At 59.9% G+C, this 22,037-nt stretch carries 16 protein-coding genes and 1 pseudogene; 12 read left to right on the top strand and 5 right to left on the bottom strand.

Annotated elements, in window-relative coordinates; translation table 11 throughout:
- Nucleotides 1-3: 3 nt before the first annotated feature.
- Entirely contained in the window at nucleotides 4-996 is a 993-nt protein-coding gene (locus AC0NIL_RS32715) for an ABC transporter substrate-binding protein (protein WP_473573611.1), read from the bottom strand.
- 242 nt (nucleotides 997-1,238) lie between these two features.
- Here AC0NIL_RS32715 and AC0NIL_RS32710 point away from each other — a divergent pair, with 242 nt between their 5' ends.
- Nucleotides 1,239-2,237: a LacI family DNA-binding transcriptional regulator gene (locus AC0NIL_RS32710; protein WP_127414885.1), complete on the top strand. Its 999-nt coding sequence runs from the start codon at nucleotides 1,239-1,241 to the stop codon at nucleotides 2,235-2,237.
- 252 nt (nucleotides 2,238-2,489) lie between these two features.
- Here AC0NIL_RS32710 and AC0NIL_RS32705 read toward each other — a convergent pair.
- The 3 genes and pseudogenes from AC0NIL_RS32705 to AC0NIL_RS32695 all read right to left on the bottom strand — a co-directional run.
- Nucleotides 2,490-2,666, bottom strand: a pseudogene (locus AC0NIL_RS32705) (Dyp-type peroxidase); the annotation flags it as partial.
- Between the two features lie 223 nt (nucleotides 2,667-2,889).
- Nucleotides 2,890-3,846: an FAD-binding oxidoreductase gene (locus AC0NIL_RS32700; RefSeq protein ID WP_164766175.1), complete on the bottom strand. Its 957-nt coding sequence runs from the start codon at nucleotides 3,844-3,846 to the stop codon at nucleotides 2,890-2,892.
- A gap of 205 nt (nucleotides 3,847-4,051) precedes the next feature.
- Entirely contained in the window at nucleotides 4,052-4,909 is an 858-nt protein-coding gene (locus AC0NIL_RS32695) for a LysR family transcriptional regulator (RefSeq protein WP_473573610.1), read from the bottom strand.
- Nucleotides 4,910-5,043: 134 nt separating this feature from the next.
- On the opposite strand from AC0NIL_RS32695, the gene AC0NIL_RS32690 reads away from it, so the two are divergent.
- The 11 genes from AC0NIL_RS32690 to cyoD all read left to right on the top strand — a co-directional run bounded on the left by AC0NIL_RS32690 (nucleotide 5,044) and on the right by cyoD (nucleotide 17,736).
- Nucleotides 5,044-6,126 (top strand): amidohydrolase family protein, encoded by a 1,083-nt coding sequence (locus tag AC0NIL_RS32690; RefSeq protein ID WP_023809365.1) that lies wholly within the window; start codon nucleotides 5,044-5,046, stop codon nucleotides 6,124-6,126.
- A gap of 11 nt (nucleotides 6,127-6,137) precedes the next feature.
- A complete protein-coding gene (locus tag AC0NIL_RS32685) occupies nucleotides 6,138-6,491 on the top strand; it encodes a Rieske (2Fe-2S) protein (protein WP_023809364.1) in 354 nt (117 codons plus the stop codon).
- Between the two features lie 120 nt (nucleotides 6,492-6,611).
- Nucleotides 6,612-8,219 (top strand): ABC transporter substrate-binding protein, encoded by a 1,608-nt coding sequence (locus AC0NIL_RS32680; protein ID WP_128337943.1) that lies wholly within the window; start codon nucleotides 6,612-6,614, stop codon nucleotides 8,217-8,219.
- A gap of 88 nt (nucleotides 8,220-8,307) precedes the next feature.
- On the top strand, nucleotides 8,308-9,354 hold the full coding sequence (locus AC0NIL_RS32675) for an ABC transporter permease (protein WP_473573609.1): 1,047 nt from the start codon (nucleotides 8,308-8,310) through the stop codon (nucleotides 9,352-9,354).
- Complete coding sequence (locus AC0NIL_RS32670; protein WP_473573608.1) at nucleotides 9,351-10,235, top strand: ABC transporter permease; 885 nt, start codon at nucleotides 9,351-9,353, stop codon at nucleotides 10,233-10,235. The genes AC0NIL_RS32675 and AC0NIL_RS32670 overlap by 4 nt, the downstream gene beginning before the upstream one ends.
- Nucleotides 10,225-11,856, top strand: a complete 1,632-nt coding sequence (locus AC0NIL_RS32665) for an ABC transporter ATP-binding protein (protein WP_064994880.1) — start codon at nucleotides 10,225-10,227, stop codon at nucleotides 11,854-11,856. The genes AC0NIL_RS32670 and AC0NIL_RS32665 overlap by 11 nt, the downstream gene beginning before the upstream one ends.
- A gap of 534 nt (nucleotides 11,857-12,390) precedes the next feature.
- Nucleotides 12,391-13,260: an MBL fold metallo-hydrolase gene (locus AC0NIL_RS32660; protein ID WP_027162022.1), complete on the top strand. Its 870-nt coding sequence runs from the start codon at nucleotides 12,391-12,393 to the stop codon at nucleotides 13,258-13,260.
- A 357-nt stretch (nucleotides 13,261-13,617) separates the two neighbouring features.
- Nucleotides 13,618-14,640, top strand: a complete 1,023-nt coding sequence (cyoA, locus tag AC0NIL_RS32655; RefSeq protein WP_064994882.1) for a ubiquinol oxidase subunit II — start codon at nucleotides 13,618-13,620, stop codon at nucleotides 14,638-14,640.
- Between the two features lie 2 nt (nucleotides 14,641-14,642).
- The gene (gene cyoB / locus AC0NIL_RS32650; protein WP_473573644.1) at nucleotides 14,643-16,646 is read left to right on the top strand and encodes a cytochrome o ubiquinol oxidase subunit I; all 2,004 of its coding nucleotides are present in this window, start codon (nucleotides 14,643-14,645) and stop codon (nucleotides 16,644-16,646) included.
- Nucleotides 16,643-17,329: a cytochrome (ubi)quinol oxidase subunit III gene (locus tag AC0NIL_RS32645; protein WP_082826763.1), complete on the top strand. Its 687-nt coding sequence runs from the start codon at nucleotides 16,643-16,645 to the stop codon at nucleotides 17,327-17,329. The genes cyoB and AC0NIL_RS32645 overlap by 4 nt, the downstream gene beginning before the upstream one ends.
- Complete coding sequence (gene cyoD / locus AC0NIL_RS32640; protein ID WP_013525252.1) at nucleotides 17,326-17,736, top strand: cytochrome o ubiquinol oxidase subunit IV; 411 nt, start codon at nucleotides 17,326-17,328, stop codon at nucleotides 17,734-17,736. Before AC0NIL_RS32645 ends, cyoD begins: the two co-directional genes overlap by 4 nt.
- Before the next feature lie 76 nt (nucleotides 17,737-17,812).
- On the opposite strand, the gene AC0NIL_RS32635 is transcribed toward cyoD, so the two are convergent.
- Nucleotides 17,813-21,202 carry a DEAD/DEAH box helicase gene (locus AC0NIL_RS32635; RefSeq protein WP_473573607.1) on the bottom strand — a complete coding sequence of 1,130 codons (3,390 nt, stop codon included), beginning with the start codon at nucleotides 21,200-21,202 and terminating at the stop codon, nucleotides 17,813-17,815.
- Nucleotides 21,203-22,037: the final 835 nt, after the last annotated feature.

Below are 22,037 nucleotides of genomic sequence, written 5' to 3'. Positions count from 1 at the left end.
GACTCAGCGGGCCATCATCTCGTCGAAGGCTTTTTGGGCAGCCTCGCCATTCTTGACCCACCAGTCCGCATTCGAAAACACCGAAGTGCCGGCATTTTCAGGCGCGGTCGCAAGGGTCTTCAGACGGTCCTCGGGAATAAGGCCACCCTCGTAGCCAGCAGGATTGACCGGGCCATAAGCGATGAAATCGGTCAGCTTCGCGACGCGCGCGGGCTGTGTCATCGCCGCGATGAGTTTCATGGCCGCTTCCTTGTTCGGCGCTCCCTTCGGTACCCCGAGGCAATCCGTGCCGATGACGGAACCCTTGAACGTGTAATCAACCGCGCCGCCATCCGCCTTCACGGTTTGGGCCCGCCCGTTCCAGGTAACGACCAGATCCGCCTCGCCATCTTTCAGCAACTGCGCGGACTGAGCTCCCGACGTCCACCACACCGCGACATTTGGTTTGATCGCTTCAAGCCGCTTGATCGCGCGATCCAGACCTTCCGGCGTGCTGAGCACGGAATAGACGTCGGCCGGTGCTACGCCGTCCGAGAGCAGCGCGATCTCGATCGAGTCCTGTGCATTGGCGCGGAGAGCACGACGGCCCGGAAATTTGGCAACATCCCAGAACTCCGCCCATGTCTTTGGCGGGTTCTCGCCATAGGTCTTGGTGTTCCAGGACATGACGGTGCCATAGGAGTCGAACGGATAGCAGTAGTCGGACTTTGCGCCATCCGGCACGGCCTTTGGGTCGATGATCTTGTAGTCGAGCGGCTCCAGCAGCGACTGTGCGGCGGCCTGCGCGCCCTCCGGTGAGCCCAGGTGAATGACGTCGGTTGTGACCGCGCCCGAGGTGACCTGCATCTTCAGGGCGGCCAAGCCGTCGCTTAGCGTCTCCTCGCGGACATCATAGCCAAGCTCTTTTGCAGCGGGGGCCCACATGGCTTCCTTCATGGCGTTGCCATAATCGCCGCCCGCGGTCGTGATGGTGACTGATTGGGCATAGACCGGCACGGCCGCCGAGAATGCGAATGCCGTCAAGGAAATGCGTAGCAAGGACATAGGTTTCCTCCCTAGAATTTGTTGAGATGCGCTCGAAATGGCCTTTTCCCGGTAATCGTAACGTTACGATTGCATCCAAGTGCGGGAGAGTCAAGCTGCTTTGGCGAGAGCTTGGATTGACGGTGAGGTGGAATTCGGTCACGTAGTGGAGGTCAGCAAATCAGCCGGCGCTTTCGCAAATGAGGTCGGGCGACATGACCAACCTGAAACAGATCGCGGCGGAACTTTCCTTATCGGTGACCACGGTATCCCGCGCGCTGAAGGATGGGCCGGAGGTTCATCCCGCCACCATCGCTCGCGTCAAGGAAGTGGCGACGCGGGTGGGCTATGTGCCAAATCATCATGGCTTCGCGCTCAAAACTGGCCGCACGCTTACGATGACAGCAATATACCCGATGGAAACACAAGATCATCTGTCCGATCTGTTGAAGCTTCCGTTAATCGAAGGCATGACGCTGGCGGCGCGGCAAGCAGGTTATAGTCTGTCCATCTATTCCACCACGCCGGATGATGATCCCATCGAGAGTGTGGAGCGACAGCTTCGGGCGGGCAGCACAGACGGACTGATTATCACGCGCATGGTCTCGGGTGATCCGCGCGTCAAGCTATTGCTGGACCGACGCATGCCATTCGTCGCGTTTGGAAGAACTGACTTGGATACAGCGTATCCTTATGTCGACATCGACAATGAACAGATTGCCTACGAGGCGACCCGATGGCTCATGGACAAGGGCTGCCGACGCATTGCGCTGCAACTTCTCGTTCCGGGGGACCAGGCCAGCGCCATGCGTCTTTCTGGGTACGCACGCGCAATGGCCGAGGCTGGCATTCCGATCGACCAGTCGCTGATCGGTCACGGCATGTTCACCATGGAATCGAGCGCAGCTTGGTTCAATCGCATGCTGGACTGGCCAGATCCGCCGACGGGCTTTGCATGCGCCAACGAACTGGGCCTTCTGGGGGCACTACACGCTCTTGGCAGAAGAGGTCTCGCGCCAGGGAGCGACATCCACATTGTCACTCGGGACAGCACGCGGCTGTCACGTTTCCTGCCTGCGAAGATCGGTGTTCATTTCGTGGACATAGCGGGTGTCGGACGCAAACTCGTCGAAGTCCTGGAGAGCCGAATTGCCAATCCGCTTGGACCGGTCGCGACAGTCTTATTCAAAGGTGAGTTCGACCTTGGCGAATAGTCGGACCGGAAGTAGTCGGTGACCGCGATGTCCGCTTTCGAGGAGCACCTAGGTTCACCGCTATGTCCTAGATGAGGCGCAAAGCTGCCGATGGGTGTAAGATAAATGCGGTCAGCGAATGGCTGGCCTAGCTTCTTGAATTTGGGCGAACCACCTCGTAACCAGTTGACAGATAACGATGTGCTAGTCGCTGAAGGTCAGCGTTCTCTGTAGTCGCAAAGCCGTTTCCTCGTACTGTATGGTCTGGCGGACCTACTTACGATGACTCCGAATAGATCCGTCCGACAGGGCCGGACCAGCGGTCGAGGTGACTGCTTCCCGGGTCGCAACGTTCTCCAGAAATGTCGTCGCCGGCACGAAGAACAATGTGCCGGTGACCGCGCGGCTGAAGTCCAGCAACCGATCGTAGTTGCCTGGCGGCCGGCCAATGCGCTGCCACGTTTCGAGCCCTAAAGCTGACATTCGCGTCTGTAGCTCAGTAAGGGTTGGAATAAGTCGAACGGTGCCACGGGTGCGCGGGTGGTAGACCCGAAAACCAGGAGGAAGGGTTGCGGCTCTGCTCCCATTTCGACGGCGGCGGCAACATTTTGAGACCAGACCCTCGAGGCCAAGCGCGCGCAAGGCGGCCTTTTCAAAGGTCAACAACGCCGAGTTAAACGTCGAGCAAAACCGTTCCTTGCGGGCGGCTGCAACATGCCAGGACATAGCCGGCCGATTTATCTTCAGCATTCAGCCCGCCTAGATCGTCCATGGCAACTTCGCCGGATAGTTTGGCTATTCGGCACGTTCCGCAAACGCCCTGCTGGCAGGCGGTTGGGATGTAGATGCCACAGTTCCGTGCCGCTTCAAGCAGGGTCTCTCCGGGCGCGCAGTGATGCTCCACGCCCGAGCGGGCGAAACGGACCGAAGACGAAATCGCTGAAGCCAATTCCGACCGCGAACCATTGCTGCCTCCGAAACTCTCCTCGTGATACTGCGCCGGCGGGAAGCCTATTGCGTGAAGGCAGGCCCGTGCCGTCTTCATGTACCCTTCGGGTCCACAGGCAAAAACGGTGCGCCTATGGAGATTGGGAACGAGGGTCAGCAGCATCTGACTGTCTATTCGGCCAGTTGGCCCCCTCCAGGTGCGATCTTCCTGGCTGCAAACGCACGTTACCCGCAAGTTGGGGAAGCGAGAGGCAAGTGCGTCCAATTCCCGTCGAAAGATTATATCACCTGGCGTTCTGGCGCTATGAATGAAGGAGATATCCTGGTCGGTTGCGCGGTCGGTAAGCGCACGCAACATCGACATCACGGGCGTTATCCCGCTGCCGCCCGAAAGGAAGAGCGGCGTTTCATATGGCAGGTCATCGAGATTGAATGAGCCGAGCGGCCCTTCGATTTCGATCTCGTCGCCCGCCCCCAAATTGTCGTGGAGCCAATTCGAAACCAGGCCGCCCGGTGTTCGCTTCACCGTGATCTGCAGGTCGAGCGGTCGCGTCGGTGGTGAGGAAACAGAGTAGGAGCGCGTCACCGCGGCACCCTCGATCTTGAGGTGCACGAGCACATACTGGCCCGCGCTGAAGCAGAACATCCGATCCGTCGGGGATGTGAAAACGAAAGTTTTCACATCGGGCGTCTCCTCGATTACACGACGGCAGAGTACGAGCTGCGATGTGGTTTGTGCCCATTGCCGATGACGCATCATCGGGAGGAGGCCGGGGGTCCCAACGTGTGCGTTCATCATTCATCTCGGTTTGAAGTAGAGCCAAGATGCCATTTCCAGGCCCGCCATAACAGGAGCCTCCCTCGCGAGTTATGATCGATTATTTCGATTACATATCCAGTGACATCACGGCAACGTGAAGGGCGCGGATTCCCTTGCGGATGATCGGTTCGTGCTTGCGGCGCGCCAGGATGGCCGTGTGTACCGGCTGATGCAGGGTCGGAGCGCCTTCGACGATGAACGATGGGCGTTCGAGGGCAAACCTGCGCGCATCGTCACTTCGCATATAGCAGGTCCCGCCCGCGCGCCGTAGCATCATCTCCGCCAAGGTTTCTGATCCCATGGAAAGGCGACAGATCGCCAACTCGCCAAGCAGTTCGGCATGGGCCTTCTCCAGCAGGACCGTATAGCCAGGACGAATATAGGTTTCAGGTTCGACCTCGGAGAGGGTTCTGGCTACCGTGGAAACCATCACATATTCCTCAACCATCAAATGTTCATAGGAGATTTCGGGTAGGTATCGCGGGGCGTAAAGCACTGCGATGTCGAGATTTCCCATGCTTAGGTCGCTGACCATCTGGTTCGAATAATCCGACTCGACATGGATCGACGATTTGGGAAGAGCCTGACACAGCGTCTCCACCCAACCCGGCAAAACCGAGCGGGTCATCCCGACCTGCGCGGCGACGCGCAAGGTGCCTTCGAAACGATTGAACGCCCGGACATCGTGGCGAGCCTGCGACCATGTGGACAGCAGGGATCTTGCGTAAGCTTCGAACCGGCGTCCTGCGGCGGTCGGTTCCGCCCCAGCGCGTCCGCGCTGGAACAGTTCGGACCCGATTGCGCTCCCGAGGTTCTTGATGCGGGTGCTGATCGTCGACTGGGTCAATCCTAGCCGATCCGCGGTGCGATTGAAGTTTCTCGATTCGATGATGTCCAGAAAGGTCTCGATGTGATCAAGTTGCATGAAATCTCCAATCGAAAAACTCGATCATATTCCACGTATCATAAGCTTGATCAAACAATACTCAAGGCGGAAGCTGTAGCAGATCAGCGGCCGGCAGCGCCGCCGGGACGAGATACGGATACGGAGCGGAAGAAGTGTTCATAGTCGACTGCGACTGTCATAATTACTGGTCAAGCGCTACTGTGTTGGAGCCCTATCTCTCCGGCTTGTGGAAAGACATGTTCATCGAGGGCGAGAAAACAGGGCCCGTTGGGGCCTTTCCGCATGGTCATCGGCCCTGGTTCCACCCGCAGGACTTTTCCCGCAAGGACATCCGTCCGAAAACGGAAGCCGACAACTATCTCATCATGAAAGAGAAGCACCTCGACAAATACAAAGTCGACGTGGCGATCCTGACCGGCGATGAGCCTATCGAGGCGTCGACCCTGGCTAACCCTTACTATGCCAGCGCTCTGGTCAGCGCTTACAACGATTATCAGATCGATCAGTGGTTGCCGAAAGACGATCGGTTCATGGGCTCGATCATCATCGCGCCACAGGATCCGAAGCTCGCTGCCGCCGAGATACGCCGTCTTGGCAGCCATCCGCGCATGGTCCAGGTTCTCGCCTCCCAGGGGTCCGTCAAGCCGTATGGCGACCCGTTTTACCATCCGATCTACGAAGCCTGCGCGGAAGTGGGGTTGCCATTCGCCATTCATCTGGGCGGGCATGGCGGCGTGAATTCAACTGCCATTGCTCCTGCTCCGACGACATTCTTCTGGGAAACGCATGCCATTCTGCACATGTCGGCGATGTCGCACGTGGCAAGCATGATCGCCCATGGCGTCTTCGAGAAATGGCCGGACCTCTACTTCGTGATCATCGAGTGCGGCGTCGCCTGGGTTCCATCGGTCCTTTGGCGCCTGGACGCCGACTACAAAGCGCTGCGCAAGGAGACGCCATGGCTGAAGATGCTGCCGTCTGAATATTGCCGGCGCAACATCCGCTTTTCCACGCAGCCGCTGGAGCAGCCTGCAAACATCCAACATCTCTGGTCCACGCTCGAAGCGATGGACGGCGAAAACACGCTGATGTTTGCATCAGACTATCCGCACTGGGATTACGACGATGCCAACACGCTGCAAATCCCTCCTGCATGGAAGAGCAAGATCATGGGACTGAACGCGCTGGAAGTCTACAAACGCATCCCCCGCGCGCAAGCCGCGAATGCCGCCTGAGGAAGCATACGATGCCCGAGAAGACATATATCTGCCGCGTCGACGAGATCGAAACAGGGTCTCCGTTCATCGCCAAGATCCGCAGCCTTTCGGTCGGGATTTTCCGCATCGGAGATTCATTCCACGCGCTGCTGAATGTCTGTCCGCACCGCGGCGCTCCGCTTTGCGAGGGGCCGCAATGCGGCACAACCGCGCCCGTTGAACAGGCGCAATTCATCTATCATCGCGAAAACGAGATCGTTCGATGCGCCTGGCACGGGTGGGAGTTCGACATCAAGTCAGGCGCGGCCTTGGTCGATCCCTCCGTTCGCGCGCGCACATTTCCAGTCACCGTCGAAGCCGGCGGCATTTACGTGACGGCCTGATTGGCGCAAGCCGATTGGGATTGGAAAAATTCGAAGGAAAGGTGGCGGAGCCAATAAGCAGATTTGTTAGCCGGTGCTTGACGAGAAATAACGCGGGGAACTCCGCAATGGGAGAGTCAAATGTCAGAATCTGAATACAAGCTTGGTATCGCGCAAAGCCTGATCGGAGGCGGCAAGGTTTCCCGCCGCGACTTCATTCATCTTGGGCTGGCCGCGGGCCTGACCGTTGCCGCCGCCGACCGGCTGTTCGTGAGCACGGCGCGGGCCGAACCGATGCAGGGCGGCTTCGCCAAGCTCGGCATGGCTCATGGCGCGACGACGGACTCGATCGATCCGGCCGGCTACCCCGACACGTTCACACAAACCGCATTTTCGGGCTCGCTGTCCAACAGCCTCACTGAGGTCGACGCCAAAGGCAATGTCCAACCGGACCTCGCCGAGAGCTTTGAAACTTCGGATGGAGCCAAAACCTGGGCCTTCAAGCTGCGCAAAGGCGCAACCTTTCACAACGGCAAGACCGTGACGGCGGATGACGTCGTGACCTCCTTGCAATATCACATGGGCAAGGACACCAAATCGGCGGCGAAGTCGCTGTTGGACTCCGTCGCCGATGTCAAGGCGGACGGCCCGGAAACGGTGGTCTTCTCGCTCAAGAGCGGCAACGCCGATTTCCCTTACATCATGAGTGACTACCATCTGGTCATCATGCCGGCCAAGGACGGCAAGGCGGATTGGGCTTCAGGCGTTCGCACCGGTGCTTTCGTCCTCGAGAATTTCCAGCCCGGCGTGTCGGCCAAGCTCAAGCGCAATCCAAACTACTTCAAGAATGGCAAGCCCTATCTCGACGAGGTGGAGTTCATCGCCATCACAGATCTCGCCGCTCGCATGGCGGCGCTATCCACGGGGGAGGTGGACTATATCGGCCGCGCCGACCTCAAGACGCTCGGCATGTTGAAACGCAATCCCAAGGTGGAAATCGTCGAGGTCACTGGCTACGGGCACTATACCTTGCCGATGAATGTCACGATGCCGCCGTTTGATAATCCGGACGTGCGAATGGCATTGAAATGGGCGATCAATCGCCAAGAAATCGTCGACAAGATCTTTCTTGGCCACGCCACTGTGGCCAACGACAACCCGATCGCGCCGGCCATCAAATTCGCCAAGGATCCGCAACCGCAACACAGCTTCGATCCGGAAAAAGCCAAGCACTACCTGAAAAAGGCCGGAATGGAGAACCTGAAGGTGGACCTCTCGGTGGCCGATGCCGCCTTTGCGGGGGCGGTGGATGCGGCTTCGCTCATTCGCGAAACGGCAGCCCAATGCGGCATCGACGTCAATGTCGTGCGTGAGGCCGAGGACGCTTATTGGGACAATGTCTGGCTGAAGAAACCCTGGTGCGCTTCCTATTGGAGCGGTCGGGCAACCGCCGACTGGATGTTCACGCAAGCCTTTGCCGCGGACTCCAGCTGGAACGAAACGTTCTGGAAAAATCCCCACTTCAACGAATTGCTTGTCCAGGCACGCGCCGAGACGGACGAAGCCAAACGAGCGGCGATGTATGCCGAGATGCAGCAACTAACCCACGATGACGGCGGCAGCATCGTGCTGGTCTTCAACAATTTCGTCAGCGCCCAATCCAAAAAGCTCGCACACGGTGATGTGGCGCCCAACTGGGAGAACGATGGACTGAAAATGGCCGAACGCTGGTGGATCGCCACGGCATGAGATGGCGGGCCGGAGCCGCGATGGTTTTGAGGCTCCGGTCAGCTGGCTCCGAGTGCAGGGTTGCCGCCCAAAGGGAAACGCCACGCACATGAACCCCGTCGCAAGAACGGTCCTGCAGCGCCTTGGCCTCGGTCTGGTCACTTTGTTTATCGTGTCCATCATCATCTTCTCTGCGATCGCGATGCTCCCAGGCGACTTCGCCAAGGCCACGCTCGGGCAGTCGGCGACGCCCGAAACGGTCGCCGCGTTCCAGCGGGAGATCGGCATCGATCGTCCGCCTGTCGAGCGCTACTTCGCTTGGGTCGCCCAGATGCTCCATGGCGATTTCGGCTCTTCGTTTGCGAGCCGCACCGGATATCGGCGTACCGTGGCCGAGATCATCGCACCCCGCCTCTACAACACGATGTTCCTTGCAGCAGTGACGGCGCTGATAGCCGTTCCCCTGGCCTTGGGGCTTGGCATTCTGGCTGCGCTGTACCGCAACGGCTGGTTCGACCGGCTGGTGAATGTCGCGACACTGACAACCATTTCATTCCCGGAATTTTTCGTCGCTTATATGCTCGCCTACCTGGTGATCTCGCGCGACACGTTCATCGGATCCGATTTCGCTCAAACGCTGCCTCATTGGCTCACTGTCTCGCTGAACTGGGCGCTCAATGCGGTTCCCAAATTTCCGACATTGTCGAATGTGAACGATCAGACGCCATTTTGGGAGCATCTCTGGAAAGTCGCCCTGCCGGCAATCACCCTTACGCTTGTAATCGTGGCCCACATGATGCGCATGACCCGAGCGGCCATCATCAACATGCTGTCAAGCCCCTACATCGATATGGCGCGCCTCAAGGGAATGTCCTCGATGGTGATCGTGCTGAGGCATGCCCTGCCCAATGCCTGGGCTCCGATCGTCACTGTGGTCGCGTTCAATCTGGCGTATCTCATCGTCGGAGTGGTCGTGGTCGAGGTCGTGTTCGTTTACCCCGGCATCGGCCAGCTGATGGTTGACGCGGTAAAATCCAGGGATGTTCCGGTTGTCCAGGCCTGCGCCCTGATTTTCGCCGCGACTTACATCCTTCTCAACCTGCTAGCCGACATTATTTCCATCGCCACCAATCCCAGGCTCTTGCACCCACGATGACCAGATCCGAATCTGTCGCGGAGCTTCAGAGGCTGAGGCGCTCGCGTGCCACCCGGGCGAAAACTGCGCTGAAGAAGGCACCGTTCAGCGCGTGGTTCGGCATCGTCGTGATCCTCGGCTACGTCTTTGTTGCGGTCTTCGCGCACTGGATAGCCCCATATGGCGAGACGCAGGTTTTCAGCGAAGCCTTCGCGCCGTGGAGCCAGGAGTTCAAACTGGGAACCGATCAGCTCGGCCGCGACATGCTCACCCGCTTGATCTACGGTGCGCGCAACACCATCGCTATATCGGTCGCGACCACGTTGCTGTCCTTCGCGGTCGGCGTCTCGCTCGGCCTTCTTGCCGCATTGTACAGGGGGTGGCTCGACCAGATCTTGTCACGTGCGGTGGACGTGCTGATGTCAATCCCGAGTCTGATCTTCGCGCTGGTGCTGCTGACGATCTTCGGCTCTTCGATCACGAGCCTGATTGTCATCATTGCGCTTCTCGATTCCACCCGGGTCTTTCGGCTTTCTCGCGCCGTCGGGCTTAACGTGGCGGTGATGGAATATGTCGAGGTGGCAAGATTACGCGGCGAGGGACCAAAATGGATCATCGCCAAGGAAATCCTTCCCAATGTCATGCCGCCACTGGTCGCCGAGTTCGGCTTGCGATTCTGCTTCGTGTTCCTGACAGTCGCGGCGCTGTCGTTTCTCGGCGTCGGTATTCAGCCGCCGACGGCCGATTGGGGATCAATGGTGCGCGAGAACGCGACCCTGATCACCTACGGCGACGTCACCCCGCTACTTCCGGCCGGCGCGATTGCTCTCCTTACCGTGTCCGTGAATTTCGTTGTGGACTGGTTCCTGCACGCAACAAGCGGGTTGCGGGATGAAAAGTAGCGGTCCAGGCTCACGCGAAAAAGGCAAGGATCTACTTCAAATCCGCAATCTGCATGTGGAGGGGTTCTCGGACGAGCGCTGGCATCCGATTGTCCGCGGGATCGATCTGACGCTGAAGCGGGGCGAGGTTCTTGGCCTGATCGGCGAATCAGGCGCCGGCAAGTCCACCATTGGCCTTGCCGCAATGGGTTATGCCAAGCCGGGCTGCCGGATCATGCAAGGCTCGGTCCTGTTCGACGGGATTGATCTTCTGGCAGTCAATGAAAAAGGGCGCCGTCGCCTCAGGGGCTCCCGCATTGCCTATGTCGCACAAAGCGCGGCTGCCTCTTTCAATCCGGCACATCGGCTCTTGGAACAAACCGTCGAAACAGCGGTGGCGCATGGAATTGCCGGCCGGGAAGAGGCGAACCGGAGCGCCGTCGATCTTTATCGACGCCTTCAACTCCCAGAACCGGAGACCATAGGCTTTCGCTATCCTCATCAGGTCTCCGGCGGGCAGTTGCAACGGGCAATGACAGCGATGGCAATGGCTTGTCGTCCGGACCTCATAATATTCGACGAGCCAACAACCGCGCTCGACGTGACCACGCAGGTTGAAGTTCTAGCTTCCATTCGCAACATCGTGGAGGAATTCAGCACCGCTGCAATCTACGTGACGCATGACCTGGCGGTGGTGGCGCAAATGGCGGATCGTATCATGGTTCTGCGCCACGGACGCACCGTGGAGGAGGCTGATACACGCCAGATGCTGGCCTCGCCCAGCCAAGAATATACCAAAACGCTCTGGGCCGTACGCAAGCTCGACAAGCCCGAAGTTCCAGCCGATGACTATCTGCTGACGATAGACAACGTTACCGCGGCCTATGCAGGAAAGGTCAAGGTGCTCCAGGATGTCTCCATCAAGGTTCCGCGCGGAAGAACCGTGGCTGTGGTCGGCGAATCCGGTTCGGGCAAATCGACGCTCGCGCGAGTCGTCACCGGTCTCTTGCCGCCAATTTCAGGTTTGATTTCTTTTGCCGGGCAGCCCCTTTCCACGAGCCTGAAGACGCGGCCGAAGGAGGTCCTGCGCCGCATGCAGATGATTTACCAAATGCCCGACAACGCCCTGAATCCGCGCCAGACGGTCGAAGAAATCATAGCTCGGCCGCTCGAATTCTACCTCGGCCTAAAGGGCGCGCAGAAGGATCGCCGGATCTGCGAACTTATGCACATGGTCGAGATGAGCGAGGATTTTCTGGAACGCCTGCCTGGCGAGCTATCGGGCGGCCAAAAGCAACGCGTCTGCATTGCCCGGGCGTTGGCAGCCGATCCAGAGCTTATCATCTGTGACGAGATCACGTCCGCGCTCGACCAGATCGTCCAAGAGGAAATCCTCAAGCTTCTCATGCGCCTGCAGCGTGAACTCGAAATGAGCTACATCTTCATTACCCACGACATTGCTACCGTAAGGGCGATAGCCGACCAAATCGTTGTCATGCACCAGGGCAAAGTCGTTGAACAGGGACTGAAGAGCCAAGTTCTCACACCTCCCCATGCCGCTTACACCGAACGGCTTTTGTCGTCCGTACCGGAAATGGATCCGGACTGGCTTACAAGGCTGCTGGCCAGCCGGAAAGTCTGACAGGGGGACCCCGTCCACCTAGGCCCCTGGCATCCTTCCACGTGCTTTGAAGGGCATGATCGTGCTCCGCTTCAATCGGGCTGGCCAGCCCGACAAACGGAGCTAACCATTTTACCGTTTCGCCGCTAAGAAAGCTGGCGACCCAGGAGATCTCGGTATTAGCTCACGAACAGCAGCTTCTGTTTGCTTAAAAGAAGCGCTCTGAGGCACATCAGAGCTACGACGCAGTCCCTGTGATGTATGCTTTTTGGAAGCGGCTGCTAATCTCTCAATGACCAAGATTGGGCAGCAAAGCTGCCAAGGGGTGTAAGATAAATGCAGCCAGCGAATGGGTGGCCTAGCTTCTTGACTCAATTTGGGCGAACCGCCTCGTAACCAGTTAATAAATAACGTCGGGTTAGTCGCGCTGTCTGCAATCCGGGTGGCGAACGAGGATCAAGGAAGGAACAAGGGGGCCGTGCCCAAGTTCGGGGCATGTACCACCGCCGCCGATGAACTCGAGCGGCTGCGCAGCAACAACCGAGGCACGGGATCATGACCGTTCAGATTCGACTTTCCGAGATCGACCACGCCAGGCGCGAAGATCATGGCGACGGTGCCTGGAGCATCGCACCGGACCTGGGTTATTTGCGGCTGGCAATCGTCAATGTCGTGTTCTTCGGCGCACCGCGCAGCGGAGATCGGAACTGGGTGCTAATAGATACGGGGTTGCCGACGTCGAGAAGCAGTATTCTTGCGGTCGCGGAAAAGCGGTTTGGCACCAACGCACGGCCTGCCGCGGTTATCCTGACACACGGCCATTTTGACCATGTGGGAACGGTTCTGGACCTCGCGAATAGGTGGGAGGTGCCCGTCTTCGCGCATCGACTCGAGCGGCCCTATTTGGACGGAACTGAATGTTATCCGGCACCGGATCCCTGGGTCGGGGGCGGACTGATGGCGCTGCTTTCGCCGCTCTTTCCACGCGGGCCGATCGATCTTGGCAACCGATTGGAACTCTTGCCCGCCGACGGATCGGTCCCCGGAATGCCCGGATGGCAATGGCTGCACACACCCGGGCACGCCCCTGGTCACATTTCGCTCTGGCGCGAGGAAGACCGCTCGCTGATCGTAGGGGACGCTTTCATCACCACCGGTCAGGAGTCGGTCTATGAGGTCGCCGTCCAGGATCTCGAGATGCACGGTCCGCCGCGCTACTTCACGCCGGACTGGGATGCGGCGGAAAGATCTGTGAAGCGTCTGGCTGCCCTGAACCCTCAGATGGTCATCACTGGACACGGTGCGGCTGCCGCTGGAGTGGGCATGCGTAAAGCTCTTGACAGTCTGGCTGAGCGCTTCACGGTGTTCGCCGTCCCGCCGAAATCAAAATTCGTACGCGAGCCAGCGATGGCTGCAAATAGCTGAGGTAACCGAGCCGCCGTCGTTGTGAATATGGTCACGTTGGACAACTCCATCTCTCGAGCAGGTAGAGTTCCCCCTCGGGTCGCGCCCATGTCGCCCAAACACTGACAAGCGGAACAATCCCGGGAGGTGCCAGTTAGGCGTCGCACGCTTGGGCGACTTGCGGCCAGCCCCGTCCCGGCTCCACCAGCTTGATGGGGTGATCGACTTAGCTGTGCTCCATCGCCGTGCCGCCGAATGGAGTCTGTGCACGAGCCAGCGAGGAGGAACAAACCTAGGAAGCGCCAGTTAGGTCCTTCGTCCGGCGGAGGGCGGCACCCCGGCCACGCGCCTTGAAGTTGGTTCAGAGGAAGGCTTCAGATGAGAAGTGCCAAGAGCGCGTGCCCCAAGAACGCGTCCTCTCCAGGATTGGTGGCCGAGCAAGTGTTGTTGCCATCCAGCCCCAAGCCGGGGCGGCAACTGCTCTGGATCCCGGCAATCGCATTCTTGCCCGGTTGCGCGGGGGGTGTGCTCGACCCGCAAGGACCCATTGGCTCGGGCAACCGCACGATCCTCTTGAACTCACTGGCGGTGATGCTGGTGATCGTTGTTCCGACGCTTGTTGCGCTCTTGGCCTTCGCATGGAAATTCCGCGCCTCGAACAGCGACGCGCGCTATGACCCGGAGTTCACCTATTCGGGGCGCATCGAGTTGATCGTCTGGTCGATCCCCACGCTCACCATCCTTTTCCTTGGCGGGCTGATCTATTACGGATCGTACCAGCTCGATCCGCGCAAACCGATCCCTTCCGCGCAGCCGCCGCTCGACATCCAGGTGGTGGCGCTCGACTGGAAATGGCTGTTCCTCTATCCCGAGCAGGGCGTGGGCGCTGTCAATCAATTGGTCATCCCCGCCGGCGTTCCAGTTCATTTCAAGCTGACCTCGGCCAGCGTGATGAACACGTTCTTCGTGCCCCAGCTTGGCAGCATGGTCTACGTCATGAACGGCATGCAGACCGAGTTGCATCTGCAGGCCGACCGCGAGGGCAGCTTTTTCGGCCAGTCGGCGCACTTCAGCGGCGACGGCTTCTCGGACATGAACTTCAGCGTGAGCGCGGTTTCAGCCGATGCCTTCACCCGCTGGACGTCGTCGCTGCGTGGCGGCGGTGGCGTGCTCAACGCGAATGCCTATCGCGAGCTCGCCCGGCAAAGCACCAACGTGCCGCCGTCCACGTTCGGCCATGTTCAGCCCGGGCTGTTCGATGCCGTCGCTCAGCAGATATTGCCCCCGGGTCCGGGGCCGGCCGAAAGTGCCGCCGGCGGCGAGCCACAGGTGAGCCCAAAGGCATTGCCCGCGGCGGCGCCGCCGACGGGGCATCATCCACAGGCAGAAGGGGCGGAATGACGATGCTGGGCAAGCTCGACTCGTCGGCCATTCCCTTCGATCAACCCATCCCGCTCGTCGCGGCTCTCGGCGTCTTTCTGGCAGCGGTCGCCGTGCTTGGATGGATAACGGTGAAGGGCTACTGGCCCTATCTGTGGAACGAGTGGATAAGCTCGGTCGACCACAAGCGCATCGGCGTGATGTACATTGTGCTGGCGATGCTCATGCTTCTGCGTGGCTTCATCGATGCCATCATGATGCGCACGCAACAGGTGCTGGCGATCCACGGGCCGGGCTACCTGCCGCCGGAGCATTACGACCAGATCTTCTCCGCGCACGGCACGATTATGATCTTCTTCGCGGCGATGCCTTTCATGATCGGCCTGATGAATTTCGCCGTACCGCTGCAGCTTGGCATACGCGATGTAGCCTTTCCGACACTCAATTCCGTCAGCTTCTGGCTGGCGGCTTCCGGAGCCCTGCTGGTCAACATCTCGCTTGTCATCGGTGAGTTCGCGCGCACCGGCTGGCTGCCCTATGCCCCCTTGTCGGAGACCACCTACTCGCCGGGCGTCGGTGTCGATTACTATCTGTGGTCGATCCAGATCTCCGGCGTCGGCACGCTGCTTACCGGCGTCAACCTGGTGACGACCATCCTCAAGATGCGTGCGCCTGGTATGGGCTACCTGCGAATGCCGATGTTCTGCTGGACCTCGCTCGCGTCCAACCTGCTCATCGTCGCAGCCTTCCCGATCCTCACCGCCACGCTGGCGATGCTGACGCTGGACCGCTATCTCGGCTTCCATTTCTTCACCAACGAAGCCGGCGGAAATCAGATGATGTTCGTCAACCTGATCTGGGCCTGGGGCCATCCCGAGGTCTACATTCTGGTGCTTCCCGCCTTCGGCATCTTCTCCGAGGTCTTCTCGACATTCTCGTCAAAGCCGCTGTTCGGATACCGTTCGATGGTCGCGGCCACGATGTTCATCTGCATCGTCTCGTTCATGGTCTGGCTGCATCATTTCTTCACCATGGGCGCCGGAGCAGACGTCAACGCCGCCTTCGGCATCGCCACGTCGGTCATCGCCGTCGGCACCGGGGTGAAGATCTACAACTGGCTCTTCACCATGTATGGCGGGCGCATCCGCTTCGACACGCCGATGCTTTGGGCGCTGGGCTTCGTGACCACCTTCACCGTCGGCGGCATGACCGGCGTTCTGCTTGCCGTTCCACCGGCCGACTTCGTGCTGCACAACTCCCTTTTCCTCGTCGCGCATTTCCACAACGTCATCATTTCGGGCGTGCTGTTCGGCGCGTTCGCCGGCTTCACCTACTGGTTTCCCAAGGCGTTCGGATTCCGCTTGCACGAAGGCTGGGGCAAGGCCGCATTCTGGGTCACCTTGGCCGGCTACATTCTGGTCTTCGTGCCGCTCTATATCGTCGGTCTGCTCGGCATGACGCGGCGCCTGCAGCATATCGACATGGATCTTTGGGCGCCATGGCTGGTGGTGGCCGTGTTCGGCGTGCTGGTGATGATCGCCGGCGCCGCACTGCAGATCATGCAACTCGCCGTTTCGATCCGACATCGCGACAAGCTTCGCGATGAGACAGGCGACCCATGGGACGGGCGTTCACTGGAATGGTCGACGTCTTCCCCTCCCCCCGTTTTCAACTACGCGCGGCTGCCTTACGTCGAGGATGAAGAGCCCTACTGGCGCATCAAGCAACGGGCAAGGGAGGAGAAGAGGCCCGGTGCGGAGGAAGGATACGAGCCTATCGAGATGCCGCGCAACAGCCCGACAGGCTTCGTCACCGCCTTCTTCAGCACGCTGATCGGGTTCGCGCTGATCTGGCACATATGGTGGCTGGCGATCGTCGGCTTCATCGGCGCCTACGCGACCTTCGTCGTCTTCGCCTGGCGCGATCATGGGGATTATGAGATTCCCGCCGAAGAGGTCGCGCGCATCGACGATGACCACAAGGCCGCACAGTCAGCCCGGCTGCGGCGCTGGGAGCGGCCGGCATGAGCGATCACGCGCTACCCGGCGACTTCGGCGCGGGCACCCAGGCCCGAGACCCCTATCGGCTTGGTCAGGGCGGCCGACACGGCGTGCGCTCCGCGACCGGCCACGGTGAAGGCGGCCCGGCCTCGAAATTCGTCACCGTGGCATATGGCTTCTGGATCTTTCTGCTGTCCGACATCATCATATTCTCGGCCTTCTTCGCGGCGTATGCCGTGCTTGCCAAGGCGACCGCCGGCGGACCGACCGGCAAGGATTTGTTCGAGCCCACCCGCGTTGCGGTGCAGACGGGCCTTCTGCTCACGTCGAGCTTCACCGGTGGCCTGGCGACACTCGCGACCCATCGCAGATCGATGGCTGCCACGCAGGCCTGGCTGCTCGTCACCGGATTGCTCGGGGCAGCCTTCCTGTTTCTGGAGGTACAGGAATTCGCGGCGATGATTGGCGAGCAGGCGGGGCCTTCGCGCAGCGCATTTCTATCAGCCTTCTTTGCGCTCGTTGGCTGCCACGGCACCCATGTCGGGCTGGGGCTGCTCTGGCTGGGCACAATGATGGCGCAGCTATGGGTCAAGGGTTTTCGGTCGGATATTTTGCGGCGGCTCCACTGCTTCGGGCTTTTCTGGCACGCACTCGACATCATCTGGGTCGCCATCTTCACCCTGGTCTATCTGTTGGGAGCATCGCCATGACCGACACCGAGAGCAGGCCCGGCGAGATGCAGGACCGCCGCGATTCCGCACCGGGCGAGGAACGTATAACCGAGCACGAAGTGGCTGGAGGGCTGTTGGGCTATGTGATCGGCTACGGCCTGGCCATCCTGCTCACGATCGCGTCATTCCTGGCGGCTCAAACCGATCTGATTTACCAGCCGGCGGTGATTTCGGCCCTGGTGGTGCTCGCTGTTGCGCAGATGGGTGTGCATCTAGTCTTTTTTCTGCACCTGACCACCGGGCCGGACAACACCAACAACATCCTGGCCTTGGCCTTCGGCGTGCTGATCGTTGCGCTGGTGGTCCTGGGCTCGGTTTGGATCATGGCCCACCTGAACGAGAACATGGCCGCCATGACGGCCCATCAAGCCGGAACGATGCCTTAAACCTCGCCCTGCTAGTCTTGGCTGAGGTGATATGAAGCTGGTACATTGTACCGCCGGGGTGGAGATAAAAGGCTCGTCAGACCTCGTGCTTTGGCTGAACTGCACGTATGGCATCTAGCGCCAAGCGAACGGCATCGATGCCTGAGACGCGGGGCTCGATCCGCCTGAAAATCACGCGGCCGTTTCGGTACTCCAGGCCCAACACCTTCCTGTCCCGCCATCGTGACGCCAGAGGCTTGTTGCGCAAGGTGATCGCGACGGCTTCGGGCCCAACATCAACTTTGCCGACACCCAGTTCCGACGCTGCTATCCGCAACCTGGTAAGTTCCAGCAGAACGGTCACTTCGCCAGGCATGTCACCAAAGCGGTCCTCGAGCTCCTCGCTGAATGCATCAAGGTCCAAGTCAGAACGAATACGAGAGAGCCGCGCATAGAGGCCAACACGGACAGTAGGCTCGTTTACATAGCTTTCGGGAAAAGCCCCTTTTGCAGGCACGTTGATGTTGGCAAGTTGCCTGTTGGGGTCGGCCCCTTCTCCAGCCGCCGAGACCGCCCGCTCCAGCAAGTGCTCGTAGAGGCCCACTCCGATCAGTTTCATATGCCCAGCCTGATCTTCGCCGAACAGATCGCCGGCGCCGCGCAGGTCGAGGTCCCTTTGACTGATTGCCAGGCCGGAGCCAAGCCGATCGAGCGCAAGCATTGTCGAAAGCCGGGCCCTGGTGCCGTCGGCCAGCTCAACGCCAGGTTCCGTCAGAAGAAACGCAGCCGCTTGCATCGCTCCTCTACCGACCCGACCCCGTAGCTGGTGCAACTGCGCCAGACCGAACCGGTCCGGGCGCCAGACAATGATGGTGTTGGCTCGAGGCACATCGAGCCCACTCTCGATGATGTCGGTGCTCAACAAAATGTCGCCATCACCGTCAGCGAATCCGACCATGACTTCGTCCAGCTGCCTCCCTTTCATTTCACCGTGCGCCGTCATGATGCCGAGTTCCGGCACCAGCCTGTTCAGCTGGTCAGAGACCGGGCCAATGTCCTCGATGCGAGGAACCACGAAGAAACTCTGTCCACCCCTGTGAAATTCACGCAAGAGGGCCGCGCGCACCGATGCTGGATCGAACGCTGCCAGGATCGTGCGGACGGGACGTCTTTTGGCGGGCGGAGAGTTTAGAACGCTGACATCCTGGATGCCCGACAGCGCCGATTGCAGCGTCCGCGGTATCGGCGTGGCGCTCATGCTCAGCGTGTGAAGGCAGGGCGCCATGTTCCGCAGGGCCAGCTTCAACTTGACGCCGAACCGGTGCTCCTCGTCAATCACCAGCAGTCCAAGATTGGCGAAAGTGACGCTCCTGGACGACAAGGCCTGAGTACCCACGACGATCGTAACCTGGCCGCTCCGCAGGCCCTCCTTTGCCGCTTTTGCCTTTGCTGCCCCGACCATCCTTGACAGGTGGGCGACCTGCAGGCCCGTTCCTGCGAAACGGCGGCTGAACGTCTCATAGTGCTGTCGTGCCAACACGGTTGTCGGCGCTATGACCGCAACCTGTTTCCCGCAGAGGGCGGCGGCGGCGCAAGCACGCAAAGCCACCTCTGTCTTGCCGAAGCCAACATCACCGCAGACGAGCCGGTTCATTGTTCTCCCCGAGGAAAGGTCGTCGAGCACAGCGCGGATGGCGGCGGCCTGGTCAGGAGTCTCGGTATAGGGAAATTTCGCCGCAAAACGGGCCAAGTCCGCGCGGGAGGGCTTGATGATCTCGGCGGGCTGGCTGGACCTCATCTCGGCAAGGCCCACCAGGCGCTTGGCCAGCCTGTCGATCTCGCGCAACGCAGCCTCGCGTCGCTTGGGCCAGCTCTCGCCGTTGAGGCGATCGAGCGACACGGCCTCCGGTTCCGAGCCGTAGCGCCATATTTTCCCAAAGTCGTCGACCGGAACCAGCAAGGAAGCCCCGCCATGATATTCCAGCCTGACAACATCCTGGTGCTGACCAGCCAAGTCGACCTGTTCGACCGCCGCGAGCACGCCCAGGCCATGGTCTTCATGGACGACGACGTCGCCGATGCGCAACTCGGGTTCGAGTATGCTTGCGGCCATGCCGGCATCCGCCTTCAGCGCAGGGCCAAACAGGTCGGCTGCGGCGACCATCGCGATACCGGATTGCGCGTCGACAAACCCTTCATCGAGGACGAAGCCAGCCTTGAGAAGAGAGCCTCTCGCGGCCGAAAGTATTTGCGGTGAGTCGACCGCTTCCTCAGCCCGCCGGCCTAGCTTTCTATTGAGCAGGCGATCTGCTCGCTGCAGTTCAGAGGCATCGCCGGTCAACACCACCCTGGCCCCGGCGCTTGTTTGCCTTGTCACGAATTCAGCGAATTCGTACCCGGGCCGGGCCAGGCGAAAGAATTTGGGAACTCGCTCGGCAGAAACGGCAAGTCTCGTGGAGCGGTTGCGCACGGAAGCATCCCACTCTTCACGCGACAGGTAAAATTGTTCCGGCAAAGGTTTCTCGCGCCCGGCAGCCTCCTGCCTGGCACGGCGTGCATCCTCGATCAGGTCCAGAATTTTATCGAGCGGCTGCCCGTCGATACCTTCAAGGAAGGAGATCGAGGCGCTCGACGCAGTGTCGAAGACAGATGGCATCGCGCCATATAATGCGACCAGGCGCTCTTCCATCGACGTCGCGCGCATCGCTGTCAGCTCAGGATGATCACCAGCTTTAAACATCAGCTCGGATGCCGGTCCGACAGCAATCGAGTCTCGAACCTGGTCGCTGAGTTGACTGATCGGATCGTAGGTCTTGAGCTCTCGAATGCAGCTGTCTGGGCCAAGGACGACGCGAACGGGGTCCTCCGCGCCAGCGGGGAAGATGTCCATGAGATCGCCCCGAAAAGCTATTTCACCCGGTTCGTCGACCCTCTCGTCGACGACATAGCCAAAAGCTTCGGACCTTGTTCTGAAATCATCCCGGTCGAACTTTTGCCCCACCTCCAGAATTGCGAAACCGCCAGCAATGACCTGGGCGGGCGGCACCCGCTGCAGACTGGCTTCGATCGACATTACAGCGATGCGCGCACGATCGGGCTTCGTTGCAATGTGACACAACGCACGAAGCCTCCGCCCCATATTGGCGCGTGTGGGCCACACCCTGTCGTAAGGCAGGCAATCCCAGGACGGCAGCAAGATGATCTCCGCGTGCGGCAGGAACTGACGCAAAGCCCCGACGATCTCGTCGGCGCTGCGTTCCGAGGCAGTTATATGGATAATGTGCTTGTGCCGGCTGGCCTCCAGCCCACCGGCCAGCGCTGCCGCGATTGCTGAAGATGGCGGGACGCCGTGCTCTATCGTAAACCCGCTGTCATCCGTGTGATCGATTTGTTCGACATCCGTCCGCGAAATATGCCTGTACACTGAAATCTCACCTTGTCCCCAGAAGAACGTCAGCACAGCGACCCCGTTCCTGGCGGCGCGCATTAAAGTGTTCCAGGACGGGGCAGCCGGTGCGGCGTTGATGCATTGCTTCCTAGCTGCCCTAAGAACTGGCGGCTGTGATTCTGTCACCTTGAATCACGCTCGACGCCGGCAGAACGCTCTCTGTGCGTCGGGCCATCCCGCGCGGTGGCCCGTCCGCCGGAGTTAGTATGTGCACATGCTGAATTGCCGAAATGACGATAACCACGCGAGGGATTGTCGAGAAAGCTGTTCGAGTTCGTCCTCGTCCGTTATCCCAGCTTGGTAGTAAGCCAGGATGCGCGATGCACTCCGTTCTCTCTTGGTCTCGGTCTCGTTTTTTGGGGTTGCTGCGCGCCAAAACGCGGCTCAGTACGGCCAGCTCTGATGGGGTGAAGGCGCTCTATGCTTGCATCAACTCCGCGCCGCCCGCCTCGGGTGGGGAGCCGAGGCGGGCTGAAGCTGTGGGGATCCAGCTTCCGATGCCGGGCAACAGGCGATTGTGCAAGAGGGATTGTCCGGCGCGGCCCAACGCAGGATGGACAGAATGTTCCGGGAGTTTTGGTGAGGCGAAAATAATTGGCCAAGAGCCAGAAGCACGGCGCAGGATACGGCATGTAAGACTTGCCGGCGTGCGATCCAGTCAGCAGCTCGGGCCAAGATCCGAATCCTGGATGTGAGTTTCTGGACCTTGCTGAGCATTTAAGAGTTGAGGTACGGCCGTTATGATCTGCGGCAGAAAGAAGGGCTTGGTGATCATATTATGCTGTTGGGAACACCTTCGGCTCCCCAGTGTACCTCGCTATCGCCGCTGATACGCTGCCGCGATCGATTGACGTCCTGAGGTCGCCTTGGACAA

It is taken from the genome of Mesorhizobium sp. WSM1343 (assembly GCF_055901535.1).
Note: the sequence above shows the minus strand (reverse complement) of the source record. Positions and strands in the feature narration are given on the sequence as shown.